This is a genomic window from Pseudoalteromonas sp. PAST1, from assembly GCF_021532515.1.
GTDB lineage: Bacteria > Pseudomonadota > Gammaproteobacteria > Enterobacterales > Alteromonadaceae > Pseudoalteromonas > Pseudoalteromonas simplex.
On the sequence record NZ_JAKGBH010000061.1, the window covers coordinates 1 to 25,110 of the forward strand.

Genomic DNA, 25,110 nt, shown 5'->3' on the forward strand with positions numbered 1-25,110 from the left:
AGTCAACACTTAATTTCAAACTTTCTTTCGATTATTTGAAACCGAAGTTTCACTTAACTCTCTGCTACGTTGTTCAGCGTCTTTCGTTGCTGCCCGCCGTGTCAGTGGGGTCGCATTATAGGGAGATCCAAAAACAGATCAACACTTTTTTTCGATCTTTTTACTGTTCGCTCAAAAAGTGAACTAAATTTACCGAAAACAGCAAAAACGGTCGCTATTATGGCTGTTTTTTAAGCCAATATTCATAATTTAATGCAAATTTCATTGCTATGTTCATTTAACTCGTTAAGATAGCAAGTTCACAATGTTAAATTAATGTTTATTTCTTGTTTATTGGTAGATCAAAATGAAATTACCCGATCAAAAATCTTTTCTTTTCTCCGTTATTCTTGCTGTTTTAGGTTTTGTGGTTGTTAAGTTCGCACTTGCAAGCTTAGCTTTAGACCCAGCATTGCTATTTGGTGCAGGCTTATTAATTGGTGCTTTGGTTATTGCAGCACTTTCATCAGCGTCAAGTGAGGAGGCCGAAGTAAAAACAAAAACACTTTATGTTGGCAACCTACCTTATCGTGCTAATGAAGGTGTTGTTCGTGCTTTATTCGAAGAACAAGGCAAAGTTTTCAATGTACGTTTATTAAAAGATAAAAATACAGGTAAACGTCGTGGCTTTGGTTTTGTTGAAATGGCTGAAGCTGATGCAGATAAAGCAATCAATCAATTAAATGATAGCGAATTCCAACAACGTACTTTAAAAGTGCGTGAAGCAAAACAAAAACAAGAGAACGAAGCTAACAGCTTTCGTGAGGGATCTGATCAGTCAGCGTAATAAGCTCAACGCTTAATTGCGAATGACCAATAGGAGCCGTTGCATAATAGTGCAGCGGCTTTTTTTTATCTGTAGTAAGAGTAAAGCCTCGTAAAGCAATTAAACTTTCAACGCGCTTAGCAATCGCTTTGCCTGAGTCAATAAGGAAGATCTGTTGTTTATAGTAGTCACTAATCGCGCTGGCTAGTAATGGAAAGTGTGTACAGCCAAGTACCAATACATCTATATCTTCTGCTATCGCTAAATCACTCAATACATTCTCAAGCTTTGCTTTATTGATTTTCTGCGTATGAAATAGTGTTTCTGCAATTTCTACCAGCTCAGTTGAGCCATATAAGCTGACTTGTGTGTCTTGGCTATGAGTACTAATTAAGTTTGCAGTATAGCGACTCTTGATGGTTGATGGTGTTGCCAGTAAACCAATATGTTTGCTGTTACTTATAGCGCAAGCGGGTTTTATCGCAGGTACTACCCCGACAACTTCTATATTTGTGTGCTGGCGAATAGTTTCTAAGGCAGAGGTAGAGGCGGTATTACACGCAATAACTAGGATATCAACGTGTAAGTTTGCTGTTTCGATAAACTGTAGTAGCGCAAAAAGGCGGGCTATGATCGTTTGCTGACTTTGCGCGCCATAAGGCAATAAAGCATTGTCCATAAAATAACTATAATCAGCATCTGGGATCAATGCTTGGATCTGTTCAAGTACGGTTGTTCCACCTATACCAGAATCAAACACCATTATATGAACTGACAAACTGCTTACCTCGGATCATCAAAGGTCAGCAGTTTGCCATGCAGCTTTATAAAAAGAAAGAAAGGACTAAGCCTCTTCTTCTGTTGCCGAGCGAAGCTTATTCATTTGCTCAAACATTGCTTTGGTATAATCCACCAGCTTACTGACTTCTTCTTTATCTTGGTTTAACCATTGTAAGATGCCAGCCAGTTCATTTTGCAAACCAATGTCACCTGCTTTATTAAACGCCTGTTTCAAATCGTCATTAAATGGCGCTATTTTCTCAGCAACTTCTTTTTCAGGGGCTGGTTTATATTCTTCATAGCCTTTAATCGCTGCTACTGTTTTGGTTTGTTTTAGATCCATGGTAAAGCCGACTAGTTGCTCGTTACCTAAGTTCAGCTCTTTAGCTTGTTCAAAGGCATCTTCTAATGAACCAGAGAAGAATGTTTCGCTAACACTCTGCAAGTCTTCCATCAATTCATTGATAGCTTGCTGTTCTTGCTCATTTAAATCACCATTGACCGACATCGAGAACGATAAATCACGTGATTGCGAAGACTCACTGACAAAGGCTTCGTTGTCGCCATTTTTGCTATAACTGCTTGCAGACTTACTTTCGTATGCATCAGCAAAGCTAATACTTACTTCGTCACCTTCAGCGGTGGTGAAAGTGTACTCTGCGTTATTACTTAAACTGATGTATTGAGCTTGGCTTACTGAAACCGCATTAGGTTTAGGATTGAACAAGTCTTCTTCTAATTCATCAATACCTTTAAAGATACCTTCTTTAGACTTTTCGATACCCTCTTCGATGTCATCGTTAAGAATACCTGACTCTTTAAGCTCATCATACGCATCGTCGATGCCCATTTGCACACCTTTACGTGCATCACCTAGCATGCCTTTGAGTTTTTCATCATCAGCACCATCGGCTTTTGCTTTACGAAGTGCACCGCCAACAAAGTCGAGTACGTTTTTCACGATCTCTTCAAAGTCGAACAAGGGTTTATCTTTTTTCTCTTCGGCTTTAGGTAAACCTAGTGCCTCAGCAAGTTTATCATCAAGAACTTTTGCCGCGAGCTCACGACCGCGTTGTTGATAACTATCTTGACGATTTTGAATGGTAGGCTGCTGCAGAGCCTGTTTACCATTGTATTTATTCACATTTGTATTAGGCATATAGCCTAGGTTGCCAATTTTCATGATCCGACTCCATGTTATGGTTAACTCATTATCGGCCAAAAACCAAAGAACTTAAGTTTTTTGTATAAAAAAACGACACTAAAATAAATAACAAAACTAGACAAATCCTCAGCGCTCCCTACAATAGCGCCGTTATAAAGCTAAGAGATAAAAGGTAATCAGCCATGGCGGTTATAAAAATTGATACAACTCAATATGATGCACAATTGAGTGAGAAAGAGCAGCGCATCACCTCACAGTTTCGACGTTTTGGGGTCGAAAAATTAGAAGTGTTCGGCTCTGATCCTATTCATTACCGCCAACGTGCAGAGTTTCGTGTTTGGCATGAAGGTGAAGACCTGTTTCACATCATGTTTGATCAACAAACTAAAGAAAAGATCCGTGTTGATGAGTTTGACCCTGCAGCACCTTTAGTGGGTGAAGTGATGCAAGCGATGATCGAAAACTTAAAAGACAATGAAGTTCTGCGCCGTAAGCTGTTTCAAATCGATTACCTTTCAAGCTTAAGTGGTGAGATCCTTGTTAGCTTGTTGTATCACAAACAACTAGATGAACAGTGGCTCCAAGCAATTAAAGAGCTTAAAGCAAAACTGAGCACACAGTTTAAGATTGATTTTATTGGCCGTGCACGTAAGCAAAAAGAAGTGATTGGTAATGATTACGTTATCGAGCGTTTAAACGTAAACGGTAAAGAGCTTATTTATCAGCAAGTCGAAAATAGCTTTACGCAACCGAATGCGAAAGTAAACATCAAGATGCTAGAGTGGGCACAAGCGCTTTGCCAACCCCTCAATAATGACTTACTGGAGTTATATTGTGGGAATGGTAACTTTTCGATTGCTCTTGCGGGTTCATTCGACCGGGTATTAGCCACTGAGATATCAAAATCATCGGTTTACTCAGCACAATACAATATTGCACAAAACAAGGTTGAGAACTTAGATATCATTCGTATGTCGAGTGAAGAGTTCACTCAAGCAATGAAAGGCGAACGTACCTTCTCTCGTTTAGATGGCATAGACCTGAAAAGCTATAACTGCCAAACAATCTTGGTGGATCCACCACGTGCTGGAATGGACACGCTAACTTGTGACCTAGTTGCGAACTACGACAACATTATTTATATCTCGTGTAATCCCGATACCCTAGAACGTGACCTTGATCACTTATGCAAAACCCATGAAGTAAAACGTTTTGCAATTTTTGATCAATTCCCTTACACCCATCACATTGAATCAGGTGTGTTTTTACAACGTAAATAAAATCACTCTGCCAGCGCAGCAAATAGCGCTGGCAACTGCTGCTCGCTGAATACAGCTATACCATTGTCAGTTAACAGCCTTGCAGTTAACCCCATCCCTGAAATTTTCTTTCCTGAATGACTACCATCGTAAATAGTATTGCGACCACATGACGGGCTTGATTCTTTTAACAACGCATAGCGAATGCCCTGTTTTTTGCAAAGTTTAAGTGCTTGTTCTGCGCCATAAGCAAACTGCACTGTGACATCTTGCGCATCTTTGGTAAGTACTCTACCCACTTTGATTTCTGCAGGCGGCCTTGGTGTAGGTAAGCCACCAGCTACTTCAGGGCAGAATGCAACGAGCCTTCCTTGCTGTTTAAGAGTTTCTAAACCAGGATGGAGTAAGTTTTGCGATTGCCCGTCATAACGAACAGGGTTTCCTAACAAACAGCTTGAAACTAATAGTTTTTGCATTTGATTTACTAATAAAAAAGCTCCGCGAACGGAGCTTTGAATTAAATTGAACTAATTAGCTTATTTATCAGCTAGGTAGTTAATTAAATCTGCCATGCTCTTTGCATCACTGATGCCTGAGTCCGCACCTAAGATTAAGCGATATTTACCATTAACAATAAAAGTTGGAACGCCTTTTAAAGCACCTTTTTGTTGGTAGTATTCTTGGTCGCGTTTCATTTTAGACGCCATAGTACGTACAGAAAAGCTGTTGTAGTACTTATCAAAATCTTCAGCCGATACACCTTGTGAAACAAAGATGTCTTTCATATCAGCTAGTTCGTTAATACGAGCACGCTTACCGTGAATATGATTAAACACAGCGGCTACTAACGCGTCTTTCTGTGGTAACACATTAGCCGTCGCATAACCTTGCGCTAAAATGGTTTGAATTTCTGGGTCACGAGGACCTGAAAAATCAACATGGCTCTTTTTGAATTTAACGCCATCTTTAAGAAGTGTTTTAAGCTCTTTCACAACTGGCTCGAAGTTATTACAGTGTGGGCAGTAGAATGAGAAGAACTCTTTTACTTCTGGCTTTTTAGAAGCGCGTGCATCAATCGTTTCATAATGCTTACCTTCTTCATATTGAGCAGCTGAGGCATTTGCCGCTAAACCTAGCGTGGCAGCCATTAATACAGCTTTTACTAACTTGATCATTACTTCTTTACTCCAAAATTATTGTTTTAATAAAAATTCGACTAATTCATCAAGCATCTGCTGGCTCTTGATGGTATTTAAATTAATTTTGTATTTATCATTGACGATAAAAGTTGGTACACCTGTTAAGGCGCCCATGTCTGAATATTTTTGCTGCTTATCTTGCATCGCTTTTTCAGCGCTAATCACTGGCATGCTTGCAATTTCAGCATCAAACACTTCATTACTAATACCATTAGTTGCAAGTAGTGCTTTAACGTCTTTCATGTCTTTAAGTAAGGCACGTTGTCTATGGATGCTGTTAAAGATTTGATCAGCTACTTGTTCTGCTTTGCCATGTTGCTTAGCAATTAAGTAGGCATAGCTTAAGTTACTTTGAGTTTGCTTAGACACACCGCCTAAAAAGTTAACATGACTTTTTACAAATTCAGTCCCTTCAGGAAGACTTGCCGTTAATGCTTTTGCAACTGGTTCAAACTGAAAACAGTGTGGGCAATAAAATGAAAAGAACTCGGTTACTTGAGGTGTTGCACTTTTCTCAACTTTTAATACTTCGTATTGATTACCTGCTTCAAAATCAGCAGCAAAGGCCGCAAAAGGTAAACATAAAATGAGTAGACTTAACTTTAATTTTTTAAACATTGTTCTCTCGACTTTATTAACTTTAAAAATTTATGGTAATAATTTTAATGGTGCTTCTTGTAGCGCTGCAAGCTGTTCTTTTAACGCTAGTATTTGCTGCTCCCAGTATTTGTCTTCAGCAAACCATGAAAAGTTCCGCGGGAACGCAGGATCATCCCATCTTTTCGCCAACCAGCCCATGTAATGCACCATTCGCATCGCTCTAAGTGGTTCAATCAGCTTTAATTGGCTGTGATCAAAATCGCAAAATTCTTCGTACGCTGCGACTAAAGTGTCTAACTGTAACAGTTGATTGTTACGATCGCCACTGAGCATCATCCAAAGATCTTGAATTGCAGGCCCTTGTCGGCTGTCGTCTAAATCAACAAACATTAATGCATCACCAGACCACAGTATATTGCCGGCATGACAGTCACCGTGCAGACGAATAGTTTCAACATTTTTATACTGCTGTGTAGTTTCTTTGATCACTAAATCTAAAATAGTATAAAAGGCGTTCTCTAATGCCATTGGCACCAAGTTACTTGCCTGTAACTGAACTTTAGCTGTCTTAAGATATTCTTCACAGCTGATCACAGGTCTATGTTCAAATGGCTTTGCTTTTGCTACTTGGTGCATTCGCCCAATTAAGCGGCCAAGTACATCAAGTTGATCTAAATTATCAACTTCAAAAATACGCCCGCCCACACTTGGGAATAACGTAAACAAATAACCATCATGCTCAAATAAGCTTTGCCCTTCGATAATAACAGGTGCAACAACTGGCACTTCGGCCTCAGCGAGTTCAAATGCAAATGCATGCTCTTCTAAGATTTGCGCCTTACTCCAGCGCTCTGGACGGTAAAACTTAACAACATAACGATGGCCATCTTCTGCTTTAAATTGATAAACACGGTTCTCGTAGCTATTTAATGCCAGCAGCCCTGATTCAGCATAAACACCGATACTTTCAACCGCATCTAAAATTGAATCGGGTGTAAGGTCTACAAAACTAAATTTACTCATAATGCCTCATCATATAAAAAAAGCGGGAAAATCCCGCTTTTTATTCATCCGCTCAGTGTACTTAATTATCGCGCCTTAAAGAAGTTACTCGGCTGTGAAATCTGCACATCAGGCTCACCATCGACAGAAAGTACGAACTCAAACTTCGTCATCGGCTTTTTCAAATCATATGGATCAACAACCAATGACAGTGGCACGTTATAAGACTCGCCAGAAGGTACTGTGAAAGTTTGTTTGCCAATGTACTCAAAGTTATCAAGCCCTTCAACACGAATATTAAAGGTTTGCTGATGCTGAGCTTTGTTAATTACTTTTAGTGTATAGGTGTTTTCAACTAGGCCATTAAAGTCAACACGGTATAGCTGATTACGGTCACGGATGATATCCAACTCCATCGGTTTACGCATCGCAATATTTGCCACCAGCGCCCCTGTTAACACCACTAAGATAACTAAATAACCAATTAACTTAGGGCGCAGTGCGTGTGTTTTGTTGTCTGGCGTTTCTAAGTTGCGTTCTGTGGTGTAGGAAATAAGGCCGCGTGGGTAATTCATTTTATCCATCACCCCATCACACGCATCGATACATGCACCACAGTTAATACACTCATATTGTAAGCCGTTACGAATATCGATCCCCGTAGGGCACACCTGCACACATAAGTTACAGTCGATACAATCACCTAAGCCAAGCTCTTTTGGATCTTGCTTGCGTGAACGTGGGCCGCGGCTCTCACCACGTGCCTCATCATAGCTCACGGTAAAGGTATCTTTATCGAACATAGCTGATTGAAAGCGAGAATAAGGACAAATGTGTAAACACATAATCTCGCGCATCCAACCCGCATTACCATAAGTACAGACTGCAAATACGGCTAAACAAATATACGAATACGCTGTTGCATCAAGGGTAAAAAGATCAGGTAGCAACTGGCGGATAGGCGTAAAATAACCAACAAAAGTAAACGCTGTATAAAGTGAGAATAACCACCAGCTACCGTGCTTGGCGCTTTTTCGCCAAAACTTATCAAAGTCCATCGGGCGTTGATCTAGTTTCTTTCGCTGATTAGCTGTACCTTCAAACTTTTCTTCAAACCAAATAAAAATGAAAGTCCAAACAGTTTGTGGGCAAGTATAACCACACCAAACCCGTCCATAGAAAGTAGTTACTAAGAACAACGCAAACGCCGCCAACATTAAAATGAAAGCAAGGATAGTCAGATCTTGTGGCCAAAGCGTTAAACCAAAAATGTTAAACTTTTGCCCTACCAAATCGAACAGTACAGCTTGCTGGCCATGGAAGTTGATCCAAGGTAGTAGCATGAACGCAAGCATGCCGATAAAACCAATTCGCTGCCTTAACAATTGGTGTAAGCCAGTTACAGCTCGAACATAAATACGGTTACGTGGATTAAATCTATCATCGAGGGAAGCATTTTCCGGTTTCTGGATTTTTACTTCCGTTGGGATATTTTTAACCTTAATCTGATTATCCATTAAAATTCCTCAACGCCACTAGGAAATAATACTCAAACATATGTTTGCAGTAAGAGGTTTCTGTGCCAATAAGCAAATCAGAATACATCTCATTACGTTCAAAGATTTCTGAAACTTTAAATCTATATATTGCATTATACTCAATCTATGGAAAATTTCAGGGTTAGATTTCATATACGAACTTTTAACTATTTAATCGTATCTGCTTGCTTTTAAAACAACCATTTTATTAAACTTGCAGCTACCACCTATTCATTTAGATCAAAGTTTATTGGACTATGAAAAAATTTCTCATCTTAGTGCTTATAATTTTAGCACTTTTCACAATTGATCATCCTTTGATCAAAGAACCTAGGGACAGGTTACTAGGTGAGGGAGTCGGTATGATTTCTGATGCTAGTAAGGTAAACCGAAGTCCTGCCGCTAATATGGCTAAAAATAATATTAAGTCACAACTTAATTTATCAAACTCAGAGCTTGAGTATATTGAAGACACATTCACTACCGACGATAAACTACAACTCTTTCACCTTCATTATTGCCGTGAAAAAGATATTAACTTGTACTTTTATGGCGAACGCTTGAATCGTGTTTGTAGTATTGTTTCGAATGCGCTTGAAGAAAGGCTAAACAAGTAATGGACTTTTCTGCTTTAAACAAAAAAACCAGCGACTCGTTTGCTAAACAACGTAATATGCTAAAGAAGCTGGGCAAGGGTCAAACCTTATACTGCGAAGAGTGTAAAGGCCCCCTCACCTTAGATTTGAAAACTGATCAGCCAGGTAAAGGCGTTGTATGCTGTGCCAAAGGTTGCACAAACATCTTACTCGAGCTGGGTTAGTTCCAGCTCTCATCATTATATAGTTGGCTATTTACAGCAACGACTTCAATTAACTCTGCAAAGCCAGCGGCGAATTCATTCATAACTTCATATTGCTGCTGGCATAGTTGCCCTTCTGATAAACCATTATCAGTTGCAAGGGCTGCAATTTCACTCGCTTCAAGGGTAAAAAAGCCTAAGCTTTGCAGAGCTGTAGCCAAAGCTTCTTTTAACTCATCAGCTAACTGTGGCGCGCTTAATAGCTTGTTAACGTAACCTTGCGCACCATGCATAAAACCTTGGCTCCAATGCTGACATTCTTGAATATCTAGGTATTGTTGCCCTTGCGAGCTCAGCTGTAGGCTCACAGGTAATGCAAAACCCGTCTCGAATACTTGTTCGCTGATCTGTTGATATAAAGCCATAAATGCAAACAGCACTTGCTCATCCATTTGCCCATCAGAACCAGGTGCAACTTCTTCTAACCACTGGTGAACATCAAGCGGCTCAGGAGCACAGATCACCGCAAATAAATAACCTTGGGTTTGCGCCAAGCTAAGCGCATCTTGATGCTGCGCTAAAAACTGACTTAAAAGCTCGCTTTGCTGCTTTGAAAACTCAGGTAATTGCATACTATTCAATTAATCCAATTTAAAAGTTAAGCGGATAACGACCTTCGTTATCAGGACGACCAAGAAACTTCGCAGCATCATGCACTTCTTTCGGTAAGCTTGCTTCAGGTTTAATATAACCAGCTACTTTAAAGTCTAGGTTCGCTTTTAATACTGCATCAGCTTCAAGCCCTAAACGGTTTTCAGGGTCTACAAGTACTGCTACATCACCGGATTTACAGCTTAAACGGCCACTTAAAGGACCAATGCTAAACCAGTTATTCATTCCTTTCACATCAATGTTCGGGCTCGCAATTTCGCCGCTTAGACTTTCACAATAAGGCTCGCCTGAACTGTACTCATCTAAATCTACAATCACACGACCTTGCGCACTAATCGGCAAAGGTAGTTGTAAACGTTGCATGGCACGTTCAACTGTTAAGCGTAAAGTAGTCTTTTTCACAGTAACTGCTTGGTTAAATAAACCGTAAGAAAAATCAGCATGGCCTGAAATATCCGCTTTATCACGAGGATCACCAAAACGTACCGTACCCACTAATTTACCTGTAAACAGTGACCACCCCGACAATTGCCAACGCACATTGTTTAATTGCTCACCATCAAAACGTACCTGCATAATGCGCCCGTCCCATAGCGTGCCACTGGCTTTACCTAATTGTAATTGCTTTGGTAAATGTGGCTTGGCTAAATCAAGTGCAACGGCAGCGGGTGTTTTTACCAGCGTAAACACCAAAAAACACATCACAAACACTGTGATTAATAAAATAACTCTTTTCATCGTTTACTTCTCTAGTACCAAACGACTTACACGAACAAAGCCTGATTTGTCATCTTTACTTAAATCTAAATTCTCGATTAGCACACCATGTGAATTAACCAGTTCATCTAACCATTCAACAAGGTTATTAAACTCAACAGAGTCAATGGTTAAACGAAGTGAATTGTCATTTGGTTGCATTTTGCTAATGATAATTTGATAACGATTACGGGTGCTATTAACGATTTGGCTTAAGCTACGGCTGCTCGTATTACGTGCATTACCACTCGCTTTAAGTTTAACAATACTTTCATCAACCCACGCCAACAGCTCTTGCTGTTTTATTGTGTCTTGCTCTGCTTTTTCGATAGCAGCGTTAAGTGGACGAAAGACCCCCATAACCAGCACAAAAATAACAAACACACCACCTGCAACCATTACAAGTTGCTGCTCTTGTTCTTTTAACGAGCGCCAATAATTGATTATTTGGTTTTTCATGCCGCACCTCGTAACTTAATTTCACCAACGACATAATCACCATCATTGTTCAGCGAGCCTTGATCTACGGTTAAGCCACGCTGCTCTAAAATTGCTTTTACTTTACTGAATGACTGGAAATCTTTGCCGCGCGCGCGAATACGTAATTCGTTACGACCTTGATCATAGCGAAGCGTTTCTGGTGTGAAGTCGTTTACTTCACTAAAAATCGAGACAAGATCGTTAGTCAAATCTAAGAAGCCAGCAGTGCTGCCACCTTCTATCAATGCAAGTTCGCTGCGAATTTGACTACGGATAAGCTGAGGTCGCACTTTTTTATTTGGAAAAGCACGCTGATAATTAGCAACCACTTCTGCTTTTGCGGCTTCAAGCTGGTTATTTAACTTATAAAGCTCAAGCGACTTAACACCCACACTGCAAACTAGTGCAACACCTGCTGCAATAGCTGCTTTTTGCCAATAGCCCCACCAAATCGCTGATTTTTTCTTAAGTTGATAAACACCTTGGCGAAGGTTGAATTTCACTTCAGGTAACTGCTTAGCAAATAAGGCTAAAGGTAAATCGTATTGCTGCGTTTGAGCACTAAGGTTAACTGTATCAGGAAAAGCCGTTGCAGGGCTAAAGTGTGCAACATCAGGGTTACCTAATGCTGTTAAATAGCCAGCAAGCCAATTCGGCTCTACAGCGGCAATATGCCAGTTACCCTGTTTACATAGCCACTGGCCATTAAGCTCAATAGCGCGTAACTGAGTATTGTCATCAACATCAGGTAACAATAAAGCATCCGGCAGTATTTTATATACTTCGATGCCATGCTCATTAAACTCTGCTAGCCATTGCTCAAACCATTCACGATCGGTCATCGCGATGTTAATAGCGTGCTTTTCATCAACAAGTGTTGGCTCAGCAATCGCTATGAACAAGTCATCAACATCACAGGCTATTTCTTCTTCTAGCATGTAAGGAAGTGCTTGCTCTAACTTACGGTTCCACTTAGTTGGTAGGGTAACTGTTTTAAGTTGTACCTGATCGCTTGGTAAAAGTGCGACTACTTCCCGTGATTGTGCTTTTTCTGTTAGCTCACCAAGTTGTGTTGCATTGGCAATTTCGCCGCTAGCAATTATTTCTTGTTCTATTGGTGAGTAAATTAGCCAGTTAAGGCTGTCTTTTAACGTTTGACCCGTACGGATCAACAATATCTCTGTCACTGTACGCCTCCAAATTTTCGCGCCAGTATCGTTACTGTACCATTAGTGGCATGGAGTAAGGTGGTCATCGAAAAACGCAGCTCTGCAAATTCAGCCTGCGTTTGTAGTTTAAAATATTCACTGTTGATACTGAATAGATTTTCAACGGCTTTCACGTTTTGTGCGCCTTGTTGGTTAACCTCTTCAAAAAAAGCTTCTAAATCATCATATCCATCTTGAGGACGTGATGATAATACCGCTTCAGCGCCTGAAAGGCTTAAGCCATCAATAAGCGAGCTTAATAAAATCGCACTTTCTGCAGGTAGTGTATTAACGTTTATTTGCAGCAACTCACTGCCAGGAATAACACACACAAATGGTAAGAGTTTCTCCATAACGAGTGGGTTAAAACCTTTTACCAAACGAAGTTCAGAGGTCGAAGCAAAGTAACTATTTGCCGTCATATATGGGTATTGTCGAGATAAATACTCATCTTCTTCTGCACCCGAGCGATAGGTAATACTATCTTCATCTAACCAATCAAACACACTATCGGCCATGGCTTCTTCTGATTCATCCGTTGGTAAATTCTCAATGTTTTCTAATAATGCCAACAATGCCTTATGTGCTGGGTTCGTTTTATTATTTGGATCCGTCTGCGGATCTGGTTTTACATGCAATGCATTTAAGTTTAAACATGCTTGTAAATCTGTAATCGTGCCACTTAAGGTACCATTATCAACAGGATAAGGAACCCCGCCCTGCTGCGCCCAAATTTGCTCTAAATGCGTTTTATCAGGATCATCTTTTTTAGTTTGTTTTAGTGCTTTAATTGCCAGCTCTTCAGCTGCAAAGGCATACCATTTAGCCTGTTGATGGTTTTGAATATTGCTACTACGCTGCACTTGCACCATTAAATTAGCACTCATCTCAACGGCTAACATCGCAGCCAGCGCCACAATAAATAGCACAATAACAAGCGCCGCACCTTTGGAGCGATTCATTGTAGTCATGACTAGCCACCCGTTCCGCTATTATTATTGTTATTACCATTAGCGCCGTTATTACTATTATTTGTTTGAGTAGTTACTTTGCCCTCACCTGGCACCAAAAACACGCGACGAATTGGCTCCTGTTCTATTTTTTGAATAGTGACTGCAACCGCTTTTGGCAGCGCTTTAATTTGCCACTGCTCTTGCCACTCATCTTTGTCATCTAAAAATTCAAATTTCAGATCTTCAATATCTTCCAAAATGACTTGTGAGCGCGGCTCCATGTTATCTAGTTGATCAACATACACCCGATACACTCGTTCAAGATTATCATCTATCACGCGATAACCAACCGCTTGCAGTTCAGAGCGCGGTAATAGATTAATCGGGTTAATCCAACCATCACGAACAAAGCCAATGCCATCGTATTGGCTATCAAGAATATAACGACCAGCCAAAACATACGTGTCTTGAAAATCACCAGCTTCGTTTCGAACCTGACGCTTAGTCATTTGACTAAAATCTTGGTCCATCAAACGAAATAAGGTTTGATAACCATTTAACTCAGCAATCGTCTCGTCTGAGGCTTCTTTTGCTTTGGTTGTCGAATCAAGAATTTGATGGGTCGATAACACAACAAAGGCTAAAATGCCCATGGCGACAATCACTTCAAGTAAGGTAAAACCACGTTGCTTCACTACTTATCACCTTTATTCAAATAAGTAGAAAGCTCATACACTGGGTATTCAAGTTTTTCATCGGCGAACACATTAATGGTGACCTTTACAAAGGTTTTATCAGCAGTGGGAACCACGTCCTGACGCCAATACCATTCAAAACCAGCGAGCGTTTCAGTGCCTTTAACGCCATTTTTACCTGTCCATTTATCACCTTTGGCGCGTTGCTCAACCATTACGTTCTCAGCAACCCAAGAAGCATAAGTTTGTTCTTCAATCGACGAAAGATGATTAATATGCTCACCGGTTGCCTGCATTGCGGCAATGCCAGCCATTGCACAAATAGCCAGTGCAACCATCACTTCAAGTAAGGTAAAACCTGCTGACTTATTCATTATTCAGGCTCCATACGGAACTTTACCGGGGCCATAAATTCGCCTTCGATAAAATACTGCGGTTCACGCTCTTCTTTAAGCTCGTAAACCAATTGAAACGCACTGACTTCGCCAGAAGATAAAATAAGTACCTGTGGTATTTTAAGCTTTTGAAGCTCAAGTAGGCTGTCTTCGTCACCACCGCTCATTAATTCACGCCAGTTTGACTGCTCTAGTAAGTTATCTTGTGCCCAGGCTAAATCATCAAGGTTAAGAGTGAGCTTAAAGCGTTCATCAACCTTAATTGGGGCAAACAATTTTTCACGGTCAAAAGTAACCCACTTATCACCGTCAAAAACTAAAAATTCAAATGTATCTTGGTCAAGATGAAAACCCAGTTCAACCTGATTTAAAATCGCAAACTCAGACGCCATATTAATCGTAGTATGTAATCTGAGCGCTTGTTTTTCGAGTTCTTCTTCAGCACCTCCATCAAAACTGTAGGCAACCATTTTGGTGACAAAACCAATCACCACGAGCACCATTAATATTTCGATGAGGCTAAACCCTTTCGCGTGCTTAGCACGGCCAGCCAAACGCAAAAGACCAAGGCTTACCATAATAGTAAGCCTTGATGTGTATAAGCTTTGTTCAGTTGGCTGAATTTAGGCATTATTACTTTTCTTCATCCCAGTTACCGATGTCATCATCAGTACCTGCTTCACCATCAGGACCCATTGAGAAGATATCAATTTTACCGATTTCTCCTGGGCTGATTAGCTGGTAAGGATTACCCCATGGATCTTCTGGTAACTTCTCAAGGAAACCGCCATCAGGAAAACGCTTTGGAATTGGCTCAATGCTTGTTTTATTCACTAGCGCTTCTAAGCCTTGCTCTGTGGTTGGATACGCTTTGTTTTTAAGCTTGTATAGGCTTAACGCATCTTCAATTTGTTGAATATCTAAGTGTGCTTTATCGATTGCAGCTTCTTCTTGCTGACCCATGATATTTGGCGCCACAATTGACATGATCATACCGATAATAACCAGTACTACCATGACTTCTAGTAATGAGAAACCTGACTGTTTGTTCACAAAAATACCTCTAACTTTCTTCAAAAATTTATTATAGAGCGGCAGTGTTAGCTGCTAATTGCTCTAGTGTTCCCTAATTTAAAGACCTACAGCCTTATTCATTGCCATAATCGGCTGTAGTATTGCCATAACAATAAACAATACAATTACCGCCATTGAAGCAATCATCGCGGGCTCTAATAGTTTCAGAGACACGTTTACCATGCTCTCAAACTCACGATCTTGGTTATTTGCAGCACGTTCCAGCATTTGCTCAAGTTCACCTGATTTTTCACCACTGGCTATCATGTGTAGCATCATAGGTGGGAAAAGTTTGGTTTGTTGAAGTGAAGCACGAAGGCTCGCCCCTTCACTTACACGTGTTGCAGCATCTTGCACCGACTTTTTCATTTTTTCGTTAGCCAGTACACCACCAGAGATACGCATCCCTTCAAGTAGCGGCACTGAGCTTGACGATAAAATACTTAAAGTTCGGGCAAAACGCGCCGTATTAACACCGCGAGCTACCTTACCAATGCCCGGTAAATGCAGCACTTTTTCGTCATACCAGTAACGAATATGCGGCTGTTTAAGCGCTTGCTTAATGGCCACAGCTAACACGGTTATAATGACTAAACTAATAAACCAGTAGTTTTGCACAAAATTACTGGCGGCCATTACCCATTCAGTCGTCCAGGGTAATACTTGTTTTGATTTTTCGAAGGTCTTCAAGATTTTAGGTACCACAGTACCTAACAATACAGAGACAATCGCAATAGCAAATACCACAAGAATGGTTGGATACACCATCGCCTGTGTGATTTGACTACGCATATGCTGACGTTGTTCCGTGTAATCTGCTAAACGATTTAAAACTTGGTCTAGGTGACCCGATTTTTCACCAGCTGCCACCATAGCACGATACAAATCATCAAAGACATGCGGAAACTCGCTCATGCCATCAGCTAAGGTATAACCTTCAACAACCTTTGAGCGCACTGCCATAAGCATGCGCTTTAAACGCGGCTTTTCACATTGCTCAGCCACCGCCATGACAGCCCCTTCAACAGGTAATGCTGACTGGATTAAGGTTGCAAGCTGACGAGTGATTAATGCTAAATCTGAAGTCGAAATTTTTGGTTTAAAGAAACTCCCAAATAAAGAGCCCTTTGCCCCAGTCGCTTGCTTTTCACCTTCTGCAGCAGCAACGACCTCTAAAGGCATTAAACCTTGATCGCGCAAAGTTTGGCGGATTTGCTTTACCGTATCGGCTTCAAGAATGCCTTTTTTCTCTTTACCTCTGCCGTCGAGGGCACGGTATTCAAATGCTGCCATGATTAACCTTCCTCACGTGTTACACGCAAGACTTCTTCTAAGGTAGTGCGACCTGCAAGTACGCGATTACAGCCATCTTGGCGAATACTTGGGCTATGTTTACGAATGTACTTCTCAACACTTTGTTCGCCTTTACCGCTGTGGATCATTTCGCGAATTGTTTCATCAACAACCAGCAACTCATGAATACCAGTACGACCGCGATAACCATTAAAGTTACACTCTTCACAACCAACTGCACGATAAATTGTTGGCGGCTCAGCAGGATTGACACCTAATAACTGACACTCGCGCTCATCAGCAATGTGACCTTCTTTACAGCTATTACATAAAGTACGCACTAAGCGTTGTGACAATACACCGAGTAACGATGATGACAGTAAGAAAGGCTCTACACCCATATCTTCCATACGCGTGATAGCACCAGCAGCTGTATTAGTATGCAGTGTTGACATAACCAAGTGACCGGTTAATGACGCTTGCACACCAATTTGTGCTGTTTCAAGGTCACGGATCTCACCCACCATTACGACGTCAGGGTCTTGACGAAGGATGGCACGTAAGCCTCGGGCAAAGGTCATATCTACCTTGGTATTAACCTGAGTTTGACCAATGCCTGGGATCTCGTACTCAATTGGATCTTCAACGGTAAGAATATTACGGTCCCGTGAGTTGATTTGGCTCATACCCGCATACAAGGTGGTACTTTTACCAGAACCCGTAGGACCGGTTACTAAGATAATACCGTGCGGCTTACTGATTAAATCAGCAAACAATTCACGGTTACGCTCAGTCATACCTAAATCTTCTAGGTTCAGGCGTGCGTTGTTTTTATCAAGTAGACGTAGCACGACACGCTCACCAAAGCTTGATGGCATAGTCGATACACGCACATCTACGGCACGACCAGCAATACGCAAACTAATACGGCCATCTTGCGGAATCCGCTTTTCAGCAATATCTAGTTTCGCCATAACCTTAATACGCGACACCAACAGTGAAGCGAGTTTACGATTCGGCTTTAAAACTTCTTTTAATACGCCATCAACCCTAAAGCGAATTACCAGCTCTTGCTCAAAGGTTTCGATATGAATATCTGAAGCACCTTCTTTAATTGCTTCGCTAAGCATCGCGTTTATCAGCTTGATGATTGGCGCATCATCATCACCAGCAAGGAGATCTTCAGTTTGCGGTAACTCATCTGCAAGCGAGAATAAATCAACCTCGTTGCCGATATCTTCCATCATTTGCTGTGTTTCAGAACTATCACGCTGATAAGAAGCCTCAAGCAACAGCTCAAATTTATCATCAGGTAATTGTTCTAGCGAAAAACCATGACCCGCAATACGACGCACCTCAAGTAAAGCGTTAACATCCAACTCACCGCGGTAATAAACTGTCCAGTTGTCTTGATCTTTACCTAACAGCACACCTGTGCGACGCGCATACGAAAATGGCAACCGCTTAGTTGGCAAGCTAACAAGATCATCACTTGTTAGCAGCTCATCATGATTAGCTGATACGTCTGATGCTAGCTCGTCATTGATTTCAGAAATTGCATTAGTCATCATTGCGCTCATTCGCGTTTTGTTGTTTTAGATATTCTTCGTAAGTTGGTGGTAATACTAAGGCATCATCCCACTCTGGAAGAATTGGCGCATCTTCTAATGGCATTAAATCAATACCATCTTCTTTTTGTTTGTGTTGTTCGCCACGGATAAAGTTATATTTTGAGTGGCTTAATTTATTCATGCTGATGCCATCGCGAACAATGGTCGGGCGAATAAATACAATCAGGTTACGTTTACGCTTACTGGTGCTGGTTGAGCGGAATAAATGGCCAAGTACTGGAATATCACCTAATAATGGCACCTTAGAGACACTTTCTTGCACATCTTCATCAATCAAGCCGCCCAGTACAACCATACCACCATCATCAGCCATAACCGTGGTTTTAATGGCACGTTTGTTTACTGAAATATCGACCGCAGTAGCACCACTCACACTCGACACTTCTTGCTCAATCGTTAACTGAACTGCTGAACCGTCATTGATTTGTGGTGTCACTTTAAGTTTTACACCTACTTCTTGACGTTCAACTGTTTGGAATGGATTCGCATTATTTGAGCCTGTTTGCGAACCTGTGATAATCGGTACTTCTTGACCAACAATCATTGATGCTTCTTCGTTATCCATGGTCGTTACAGACGGCGTAGCAAGAATATTAGAGTTAGTATCGGTTGAAACAGCTTGGATAATTGCACCCCAATCGTTTTTAACAATCCCCATGGCTAAACCATTGATACCACCTAGTAATGAGGCAAGTGCCGTTAAGTCACCTTCTTGTGTTTCAGAAGTCTTGGTGACTGTACCAGTTTCGGTACCAACAACCGTACCTTCAATCGTTTTATCGCGTGCTTGCTCAGCTGCAACGGCTAACGAACCAACTGGTACTGTTGTGCCGTTGTTAAACTGCATCATTCCGCCTTGCTCTGAAATCCACTGTAAGCCTAAGTTGATACCATCAGCTTCTAAAACTTCAACAATGATAGCTTCAACTAAAACTTGCGCACGACGCACATCAAGACGCTCAATTACTTGCTCAAGCGAGCGCATAGTGTCAGGCTGTGCAGTAATAACAAGTGAATTTGAATCAGGGTGTGCTTCAATACTTGTTTCGTTTTGATTACGAGAGCGCGTTTTAGTTGCACCGCCTTGCGCATCTTCTGCTAGTGTTTTGCTTACGCCCTGCAATACTTTTACAAGGTCTTCTGCTTTGGCGTAATTAAGGTAGATAACTTTAGTGTTACCTTGGTTTTCTAATTCACCATCTAAACGGCTAATTAATTCAACAGCACGAGTACGCGCTTGCGCTTCACCACTGACAATCACACTGTTAGTTCGACCATCAGCAACTACTTTAGGAATTAGAAATTCTGGAACGCTTCCTTTACCGCCATCTTTATAAATATTCTCAACAACAGACACTACATCATCTGCGGTAGCAAACTTAAGCTTTACAATATCAACACGCTTGTCACCAGCTTGGTCAACAGAGCGGATAATTTCTACTAAGCGGTTAACTGACGCTGCATGGCCGGTCAACATCATCACGTTCGCAGCATTAAAGTTAGCAACGTGGCCGCCATCTTTTTGATCGCTAAATTGACGAACTAGCGGGCCAAGCTCTTGTACGCTTACATTTTTAACACGTACAACTCGCGTTACCATCATATCGCCACTGGCTTGGTTATCCTCAGTGATAAGCGGTACATTTGACTTTTTAGCGTCAGAGCTTTTTTCAATTTTGATAATACCGTTATCCATCTCTACAGCTGAATAACCATAAACCTCAAGTACATTTAAAAAGAACTGATAATAAAGCTTTTCATCCATTAACTCATAACTGCGCACATTTACTTTGCCACGCACATTTGGGTCAATAATGACGGTTTTATTTAAATTTTTACCAACGATATTAATAAACTCATTAATATCAGTGCCTTTAAAATTAGCCGCATACTCAACAGCTGAAACTGAAAGCGATAATCCTGTTAATAAAAAAAGCGCTGCATATTTAGCTAACCCTTTTTTGATTTTTGTGAGGTGTAGCGCGTGAACCATTCTATAAAAACTCCAAAGCTAGTTATTGCAGGCTAAATTGCACATCAATTTGCTCACCATCGCGTTCGATAGTGATACTTGCGTCAGTACTATTTCGTAATTCGTTTATTGCTGACATTGCCTGTTTCAAATCATTTAATTGATAGCCATTAATCGCAATAGCTAAATCATTATTCATTAGTCCCATTTGCTTAAATAAAGCAGGATCTTTACCTGGGCTTAAGCGGTACCCCACTAACTCGCCATCAACCATCGCTTGAGAGACGCGAATGTAGTCAAATAGTTTACCGGGATCGTCTAATACTTCTTCACGCGTTTCGATGAGCGCTTCTTTTACCTCTTCATCTTCAGTCGCATTTATTTCATTATTTTCGACAAGTTGAGGGCCTGCAGTTAATTCTGATTCATCACGCTCTGCTAACACTGGCATAGACACCGTTTTCGTAAAATCTAGACCATCAAGCATTAACGTTTCAAAACGACCGCTAACATCTAAAATTACTCGGTCAGGTAATACTTGAGCAAGCTTGGCGCGAGTGCCTTTAATTGCATCATCGACAACATAGGTTTCTTGTTTTCCTTGAGATTCGATAATAGCAAGACCTGCTTGGTCATTTTGGCTTACAGCAACAATGCCGGTTAGGTTAATACTTAGACGTGTTTCAGGGGCGTTGTTAATGACTTGATTTTGTTTAGCGGCAGACTTTTTAGTTTCGACAACAACTTTGCCGAATAAATTTTGCTCAATTATTTGTCGAGAACTGACAGTCTCAACTCGCTTTGCCATGGTATTAACACCTGTTACTGGCAATGCGCTTGTATCGGGTTCTGGCCATACAAGCCAAAACAGCTTGGATGACAAAAAAGCAATGTAAACAACAACTAACAGCACTACAAATGCACTTAGCTTGGCATGAGGTAAGCCGTTCAAAAACTGTTTAACTTGTTGTAAGTGTTGATCCATAAACTCTATTTCTTATTTTAATTTACTGCTTGATAGCTGGCCTATAGTACCTTTTCATTTTTCATTCAACAAGCACACGTATATTAAACTTTGTAAACAAGGTAAATTCAACGAACAGGGGCTGCAAGGAATAACTATGACTGTTTCTTTGTGATTAAGTTTCATGGTAAATTTTGCCTATATATCAGCAGCTATAAAAGAGCACAATTGTGTCAAAAGGTAACACTCATAAGTCACAAGACAAACAAGACGAATTAAGCGTGCGCCTTGATAAATGGTTATGGGCTGCCCGCTTTTACAAAACCCGTTCAATAGCAAGAGACATGGTGCAAGGTGGCAAAGTGCATTATAATGGACAACGTACCAAGCCCAGTAAAATTGTCGAGGTAGGTGCAGTAGTTAAACTACTACAAGGGGTCGATGAAAAGGTAGTGACAATTGAAAAGATCCTTGAAAAACGTCAAGGCGCCCCCATTGCACAAACCTTATACCAAGAAACTCAAGCAAGCATTGAGAAACGCGAAGCAAATGCTATCGCCCGTAAGAACAACAGCTTCTTTGCTCCACATCCTGATCGTAAACCAGATAAGAAGCAAAGGCGTGAACTGTTAAAAATGAAATCAAGTTAGGTAATGCAACTCATGCAACAAGATTTACTTCATCGTTATATATTTGATCAGCTCGATGTACGTGGTGAACTCGTACAAATTGAAAACACTTTTCAAGAGATGATCGCAAACCATAATTATCCAGCACCTGTGCAAACCTTATTAGGTGAACTACTTGTTGCTACCTGCTTATTGACGGCTACTTTAAAGTTTGAAGGCGAAATTGCCGTTCAACTACAAGGCGATGGCCCAGTAAAATATGCCGTAATTAATGGTGACGATAAACAAAACATGCGAGGCATCGCACGCCTTCAAGGTGAAGTAACCGGTAGCTCAATAAAAGACTTAATTGGTAATGGCTATATGGTTATTACAATTACGCCAACTAAAGGTGAGCGATACCAAGGTATTGTACCGTTAGAACACGATAGCTTAGATAAATGCCTTGAAAACTATTTTGAGCAATCGGAACAATTAAAAACACGTCTTTGGTTTGCAACTGAAGTAACAGCAGACACAGCAAAAGCAGCAGGCTTATTCTTACAAGTATTACCCGTTAATAAAGAAAAGTCGGTAGAAGACTTTACTCATCTAGAAGCGATTAGCAACACAATCAAAGATGAAGAGTTACTAGGTTTAGATGCTAACACTGTGCTGACTCGACTTTACCATGAAGATAATCCTCAGTTATTCGAACCACAGTCTATTAGTTTCCGTTGTGGTTGTAGCAGAGACAAAACAATTGCTGCACTAGTTAATGTAGGTCAAAACGAATTACTTGCCGACGTGCAAGCAAATGGTGAAGTAAAAATTAGCTGTCATTATTGCTTAAAAGATTACATATTCAACGAGCAAGATATTAAAGCCATTTTTAATTAATACATCATAATAAAAATTATTATATTCAAAGCCGCCATCAGTGCGGCTTTTATATTAAAAATAATATCAAAACTAATGATACCGGTGTCATGAAAATGCGTCATTTTATGACACCGGTATCATTGAAATTATTCATGTTTTTTGCCAAATATATGCCTTTTTAGGCCCTTCAGACACTCGAATATCCCTAATCCTTCTGTTACTATTATTTTAGCAAAAGGGAAAACTAAGAACCCCAGAGCTATCCCGTTCAATCTCTCACAATTTAGGTATAAACATGACTGCAAACGCTACTAGTTTTGTTGATCTTACAGCAGCTGAACTTGTCGAACACGCTATTCGTCGTGGCGAAGGGACTCTAGCCGCTAATGGTGCTTTTGTTGCTAAAACCGGTGCTCGCACTGGCCGCTCTCCAAAAGATCGTTTTATTGTTCAAGAGCCAAGCACTGAAAACGAAATCCAATGGGGCAACGTTAACCGCCCATTCGATGCAGACAAGTTTGACGCGTTATGGGCACGTGTAGAAGAACACGTGAAAAGCAACGACCACTTCATCTCTCACCTAGAAGTTGGCGCTGATCCTGAGCACTATTTACCAGTTGTAGTTACAACAGAAACTGCATGGCATCATATTTTTGCCAAAAACATGTTTATCGAACCTCAAACATACAATACTGCAGACTTCCCTGAGTGGCAGGTAATGAATGTACCTTCATTTGTATGTGACCCAGAGCGTGATGGTACTAACAGTGACGGCACTGTAATCATTAACTTCGCACAACGTAAAGTTCTACTAGCTGGTATGCGCTACGCTGGCGAAATGAAGAAATCAATGTTCTCTGTACAAAACTTCCTACTTCCTGCAAAAGGTGTATTACCAATGCACTGCTCTGCAAACGTAGGTGAAGCAGGCGACACTGCGTTATTCTTCGGTCTATCTGGTACAGGTAAAACAACATTATCTGCAGATCCTACTCGTTTCCTTATTGGGGATGACGAGCACGGTTGGGCACCTGGTAGCGTATTTAACATCGAAGGTGGTTGTTATGCTAAATGTATCGATCTTTCACAAAAGAACGAACCAGTAATTTGGAATGCAATTCGTTTCGGTACAATCTTAGAAAACGTGGTACTTGACGAAAACCGTGTACCAGATTTCCATGATACAAGCCTTACACAAAATAGCCGAGCTGCTTACCCACTAGAGCACGTTGAAAAACGTAAAGTAGAAAACCGTGCTGGTGAGCCAAAAGCCGTTGTATTCTTAACATGCGACGTAAGCGGTGTATTACCACCAGTTTCAGTACTAACTGAAGAAGCTGCTGCATACCACTTCCTAAGCGGTTACACAGCGAAAGTCGGTTCAACTGAAATCGGTTCTACAAGCGACATCGAGTCTACATTCTCAACATGTTTCGGTGCTCCTTTCTTCCCTCGTCCTGCTGGCGTTTATGCAGAGCTTCTAATGAAGCGTGTACGTGAATTCGGCGCTAAAGTATACCTAGTTAACACAGGTTGGACAGGTGGCCCTTACGGTACTGGTCAACGCTTCGATATCCCGACTACACGTGCTGTAGTTGATGCAATCGTATCAGGTAAACTGGCAGATGTTGAAACTCAACACATCGACGTTCTAAACCTAGATGTACCAGTGGCTGTTCCTGGTGTAGACAGCCAACTTCTTAACCCAATCAATACATGGGAAGATAAAGAGAAGTACGCAGAATATGCAAACAAACTAGCTTCTGACTTCACTGAAAACTTCGCTAAATACGATGTTTCAGAAGCAATCAAATCAGCAGGTCCAAAAGCTTAATACCAAGCTTACCCTCAGATTAAAAAACGCCAGCTATATGCTGGCGTTTTTGTTTTTGAGTATGAGTTAATGAGTTACGAGTTGCTAGAGTAAAGTTAGCGAGGGGAAAGTTGAAAGAGTAAAGTTTTAAGGCCTGGCGTAGGTTGGGTAGAGCGAAGCGAAACCCAACACATCACAGAGCTATCAGCTTTCAGCCGTCAGCGTTCAGCCGCGCGGTGGGGTTGTTTGGTGCTGCGTCTCCCTCTGGCTCTAGCCAAAGTGTTCTTGTAGGAATGGCTTCAGCCATGAATGTGTTTGTTATGGTCTGAATTCGGCACTGAAGTGCCTTATATGGACTCCTCCTATTGCACAATACCCTTCGTTAATTTTGTCAGACTGCGTGCTTATATGCGGGCTCATAATGAGGAGCTACCTCGGCTCTTTGATGTATTCGCGCCCTTGTGCCTCTTCTCCTACTCGGTGTTTTAACACGCCAGGCACTTTACAGGCTATCAAGGGTGGGTCTAACCGCTTAACGCAGGTTCTTGGTCAATACTGTTGTTTCTG

27 protein-coding genes are annotated in these 25,110 nt (G+C 41.0%); 7 read left to right on the forward strand and 20 right to left on the reverse strand.

Going from position 1 to position 25,110, the window contains the following annotated elements; genetic code table 11:
* Window positions 1–346 precede the first annotated feature (346 nt).
* Window positions 347–826 carry an RNA recognition motif domain-containing protein gene (locus tag L1272_RS20150; RefSeq protein ID WP_054564068.1) on the forward strand — a complete coding sequence of 160 codons (480 nt, stop codon included), beginning with the start codon at window positions 347–349 and terminating at the stop codon, window positions 824–826.
* Here the strand turns inward: L1272_RS20150 and murI are convergent.
* Both murI and L1272_RS20160 read right to left on the reverse strand, forming a co-directional pair.
* Window positions 789–1,583 carry a glutamate racemase gene (gene murI / locus L1272_RS20155; RefSeq protein ID WP_199529361.1) on the reverse strand — a complete coding sequence of 265 codons (795 nt, stop codon included), beginning with the start codon at window positions 1,581–1,583 and terminating at the stop codon, window positions 789–791. The two genes, L1272_RS20150 and murI, sit on opposite strands and share 38 nt — an antisense overlap.
* Window positions 1,584–1,649: 66 nt before the next feature.
* The gene (locus tag L1272_RS20160) at window positions 1,650–2,768 is read right to left on the reverse strand and encodes a DUF5610 domain-containing protein (protein WP_054554859.1); all 1,119 of its coding nucleotides are present in this window, start codon (window positions 2,766–2,768) and stop codon (window positions 1,650–1,652) included.
* A gap of 164 nt (window positions 2,769–2,932) precedes the next feature.
* Here L1272_RS20160 and trmA point away from each other — a divergent pair, with 164 nt between their 5' ends.
* Complete coding sequence (trmA, locus tag L1272_RS20165; RefSeq protein WP_138601224.1) at window positions 2,933–4,030, forward strand: tRNA (uridine(54)-C5)-methyltransferase TrmA; 1,098 nt, start codon at window positions 2,933–2,935, stop codon at window positions 4,028–4,030.
* Between the two features lie 2 nt (window positions 4,031–4,032).
* On the opposite strand, the gene L1272_RS20170 is transcribed toward trmA, so the two are convergent.
* From L1272_RS20170 to ccoG, 5 genes are all read right to left on the reverse strand, one after another.
* Complete coding sequence (locus L1272_RS20170) at window positions 4,033–4,485, reverse strand: DUF523 domain-containing protein (RefSeq protein WP_235374166.1); 453 nt, start codon at window positions 4,483–4,485, stop codon at window positions 4,033–4,035.
* Between the two features lie 60 nt (window positions 4,486–4,545).
* Complete coding sequence (locus tag L1272_RS20175) at window positions 4,546–5,184, reverse strand: thiol:disulfide interchange protein DsbA/DsbL (protein ID WP_138601230.1); 639 nt, start codon at window positions 5,182–5,184, stop codon at window positions 4,546–4,548.
* An 18-nt stretch (window positions 5,185–5,202) separates the two neighbouring features.
* On the reverse strand, window positions 5,203–5,826 hold the full coding sequence (locus tag L1272_RS20180) for a thiol:disulfide interchange protein DsbA/DsbL (protein WP_138601233.1): 624 nt from the start codon (window positions 5,824–5,826) through the stop codon (window positions 5,203–5,205).
* Window positions 5,827–5,856: 30 nt separating this feature from the next.
* Window positions 5,857–6,831, reverse strand: a complete 975-nt coding sequence (locus L1272_RS20185) for a serine/threonine protein kinase (RefSeq protein ID WP_166339802.1) — start codon at window positions 6,829–6,831, stop codon at window positions 5,857–5,859.
* Window positions 6,832–6,896: 65 nt separating this feature from the next.
* Window positions 6,897–8,327, reverse strand: coding sequence for a cytochrome c oxidase accessory protein CcoG (gene ccoG, locus L1272_RS20190; RefSeq protein WP_138619575.1), 1,431 nt, complete (start codon window positions 8,325–8,327; stop codon window positions 6,897–6,899).
* Window positions 8,328–8,605: 278 nt separating this feature from the next.
* Between ccoG and L1272_RS20195 the strand changes: the two genes are divergently transcribed.
* Together L1272_RS20195 and L1272_RS20200 are read left to right on the forward strand one after the other, a co-directional pair.
* Entirely contained in the window at window positions 8,606–8,965 is a 360-nt protein-coding gene (locus L1272_RS20195; protein WP_054554852.1) for a hypothetical protein, read from the forward strand.
* Window positions 8,965–9,168 (forward strand): hypothetical protein, encoded by a 204-nt coding sequence (locus tag L1272_RS20200; RefSeq protein WP_235374167.1) that lies wholly within the window; start codon window positions 8,965–8,967, stop codon window positions 9,166–9,168. The genes L1272_RS20195 and L1272_RS20200 overlap by 1 nt, the downstream gene beginning before the upstream one ends.
* On the opposite strand, the gene L1272_RS20205 is transcribed toward L1272_RS20200, so the two are convergent.
* From L1272_RS20205 to gspC, 13 genes are all read right to left on the reverse strand, one after another.
* On the reverse strand, window positions 9,165–9,779 hold the full coding sequence (locus tag L1272_RS20205; RefSeq protein WP_166339812.1) for a YecA/YgfB family protein: 615 nt from the start codon (window positions 9,777–9,779) through the stop codon (window positions 9,165–9,167). The two genes, L1272_RS20200 and L1272_RS20205, sit on opposite strands and share 4 nt — an antisense overlap.
* Window positions 9,780–9,798: 19 nt before the next feature.
* Window positions 9,799–10,557: a type II secretion system protein N gene (locus tag L1272_RS20210; RefSeq protein ID WP_138601242.1), complete on the reverse strand. Its 759-nt coding sequence runs from the start codon at window positions 10,555–10,557 to the stop codon at window positions 9,799–9,801.
* A gap of 3 nt (window positions 10,558–10,560) precedes the next feature.
* Window positions 10,561–11,034 (reverse strand): type II secretion system protein GspM, encoded by a 474-nt coding sequence (gene gspM / locus L1272_RS20215; protein ID WP_054554848.1) that lies wholly within the window; start codon window positions 11,032–11,034, stop codon window positions 10,561–10,563.
* Window positions 11,031–12,242, reverse strand: coding sequence for a type II secretion system protein GspL (gspL, locus tag L1272_RS20220; RefSeq protein WP_054554847.1), 1,212 nt, complete (start codon window positions 12,240–12,242; stop codon window positions 11,031–11,033). The genes gspM and gspL overlap by 4 nt, the downstream gene beginning before the upstream one ends.
* Window positions 12,239–13,225, reverse strand: a complete 987-nt coding sequence (gspK, locus tag L1272_RS20225; RefSeq protein ID WP_138601263.1) for a type II secretion system minor pseudopilin GspK — start codon at window positions 13,223–13,225, stop codon at window positions 12,239–12,241. The genes gspL and gspK overlap by 4 nt, the downstream gene beginning before the upstream one ends.
* A gap of 11 nt (window positions 13,226–13,236) precedes the next feature.
* Window positions 13,237–13,911 carry a type II secretion system minor pseudopilin GspJ gene (gene gspJ / locus L1272_RS20230; RefSeq protein ID WP_138601245.1) on the reverse strand — a complete coding sequence of 225 codons (675 nt, stop codon included), beginning with the start codon at window positions 13,909–13,911 and terminating at the stop codon, window positions 13,237–13,239.
* Window positions 13,911–14,285: a type II secretion system minor pseudopilin GspI gene (gspI, locus tag L1272_RS20235; protein WP_054564054.1), complete on the reverse strand. Its 375-nt coding sequence runs from the start codon at window positions 14,283–14,285 to the stop codon at window positions 13,911–13,913. The genes gspJ and gspI overlap by 1 nt, the downstream gene beginning before the upstream one ends.
* Window positions 14,285–14,884 carry a prepilin-type N-terminal cleavage/methylation domain-containing protein gene (locus L1272_RS20240; RefSeq protein WP_055199455.1) on the reverse strand — a complete coding sequence of 200 codons (600 nt, stop codon included), beginning with the start codon at window positions 14,882–14,884 and terminating at the stop codon, window positions 14,285–14,287. The genes gspI and L1272_RS20240 overlap by 1 nt, the downstream gene beginning before the upstream one ends.
* A gap of 55 nt (window positions 14,885–14,939) precedes the next feature.
* Window positions 14,940–15,359 carry a type II secretion system major pseudopilin GspG gene (gspG, locus tag L1272_RS20245; protein WP_054554843.1) on the reverse strand — a complete coding sequence of 140 codons (420 nt, stop codon included), beginning with the start codon at window positions 15,357–15,359 and terminating at the stop codon, window positions 14,940–14,942.
* 78 nt (window positions 15,360–15,437) lie between these two features.
* Window positions 15,438–16,673, reverse strand: coding sequence for a type II secretion system inner membrane protein GspF (gspF, locus tag L1272_RS20250; protein WP_054554842.1), 1,236 nt, complete (start codon window positions 16,671–16,673; stop codon window positions 15,438–15,440).
* Between the two features lie 2 nt (window positions 16,674–16,675).
* On the reverse strand, window positions 16,676–18,241 hold the full coding sequence (gene gspE, locus L1272_RS20255; protein WP_054554841.1) for a type II secretion system ATPase GspE: 1,566 nt from the start codon (window positions 18,239–18,241) through the stop codon (window positions 16,676–16,678).
* A complete protein-coding gene (gspD, locus tag L1272_RS20260) occupies window positions 18,234–20,297 on the reverse strand; it encodes a type II secretion system secretin GspD (protein ID WP_054554840.1) in 2,064 nt (687 codons plus the stop codon). The genes gspE and gspD overlap by 8 nt, the downstream gene beginning before the upstream one ends.
* A gap of 22 nt (window positions 20,298–20,319) precedes the next feature.
* The gene (gene gspC, locus L1272_RS20265) at window positions 20,320–21,261 is read right to left on the reverse strand and encodes a type II secretion system protein GspC (RefSeq protein ID WP_138601248.1); all 942 of its coding nucleotides are present in this window, start codon (window positions 21,259–21,261) and stop codon (window positions 20,320–20,322) included.
* A 206-nt stretch (window positions 21,262–21,467) separates the two neighbouring features.
* On the opposite strand from gspC, the gene hslR reads away from it, so the two are divergent.
* The 3 genes from hslR (at window position 21,468) to L1272_RS20280 (ending at window position 24,564) form a co-directional block, all read left to right on the forward strand.
* Window positions 21,468–21,890 carry a ribosome-associated heat shock protein Hsp15 gene (gene hslR, locus L1272_RS20270; RefSeq protein ID WP_138601251.1) on the forward strand — a complete coding sequence of 141 codons (423 nt, stop codon included), beginning with the start codon at window positions 21,468–21,470 and terminating at the stop codon, window positions 21,888–21,890.
* A gap of 12 nt (window positions 21,891–21,902) precedes the next feature.
* Complete coding sequence (hslO, locus tag L1272_RS20275) at window positions 21,903–22,748, forward strand: Hsp33 family molecular chaperone HslO (RefSeq protein WP_054554862.1); 846 nt, start codon at window positions 21,903–21,905, stop codon at window positions 22,746–22,748.
* A gap of 277 nt (window positions 22,749–23,025) precedes the next feature.
* Window positions 23,026–24,564 (forward strand): phosphoenolpyruvate carboxykinase, encoded by a 1,539-nt coding sequence (locus L1272_RS20280; RefSeq protein ID WP_138601257.1) that lies wholly within the window; start codon window positions 23,026–23,028, stop codon window positions 24,562–24,564.
* The last annotated feature ends 546 nt before the right edge of the window (window positions 24,565–25,110 follow it).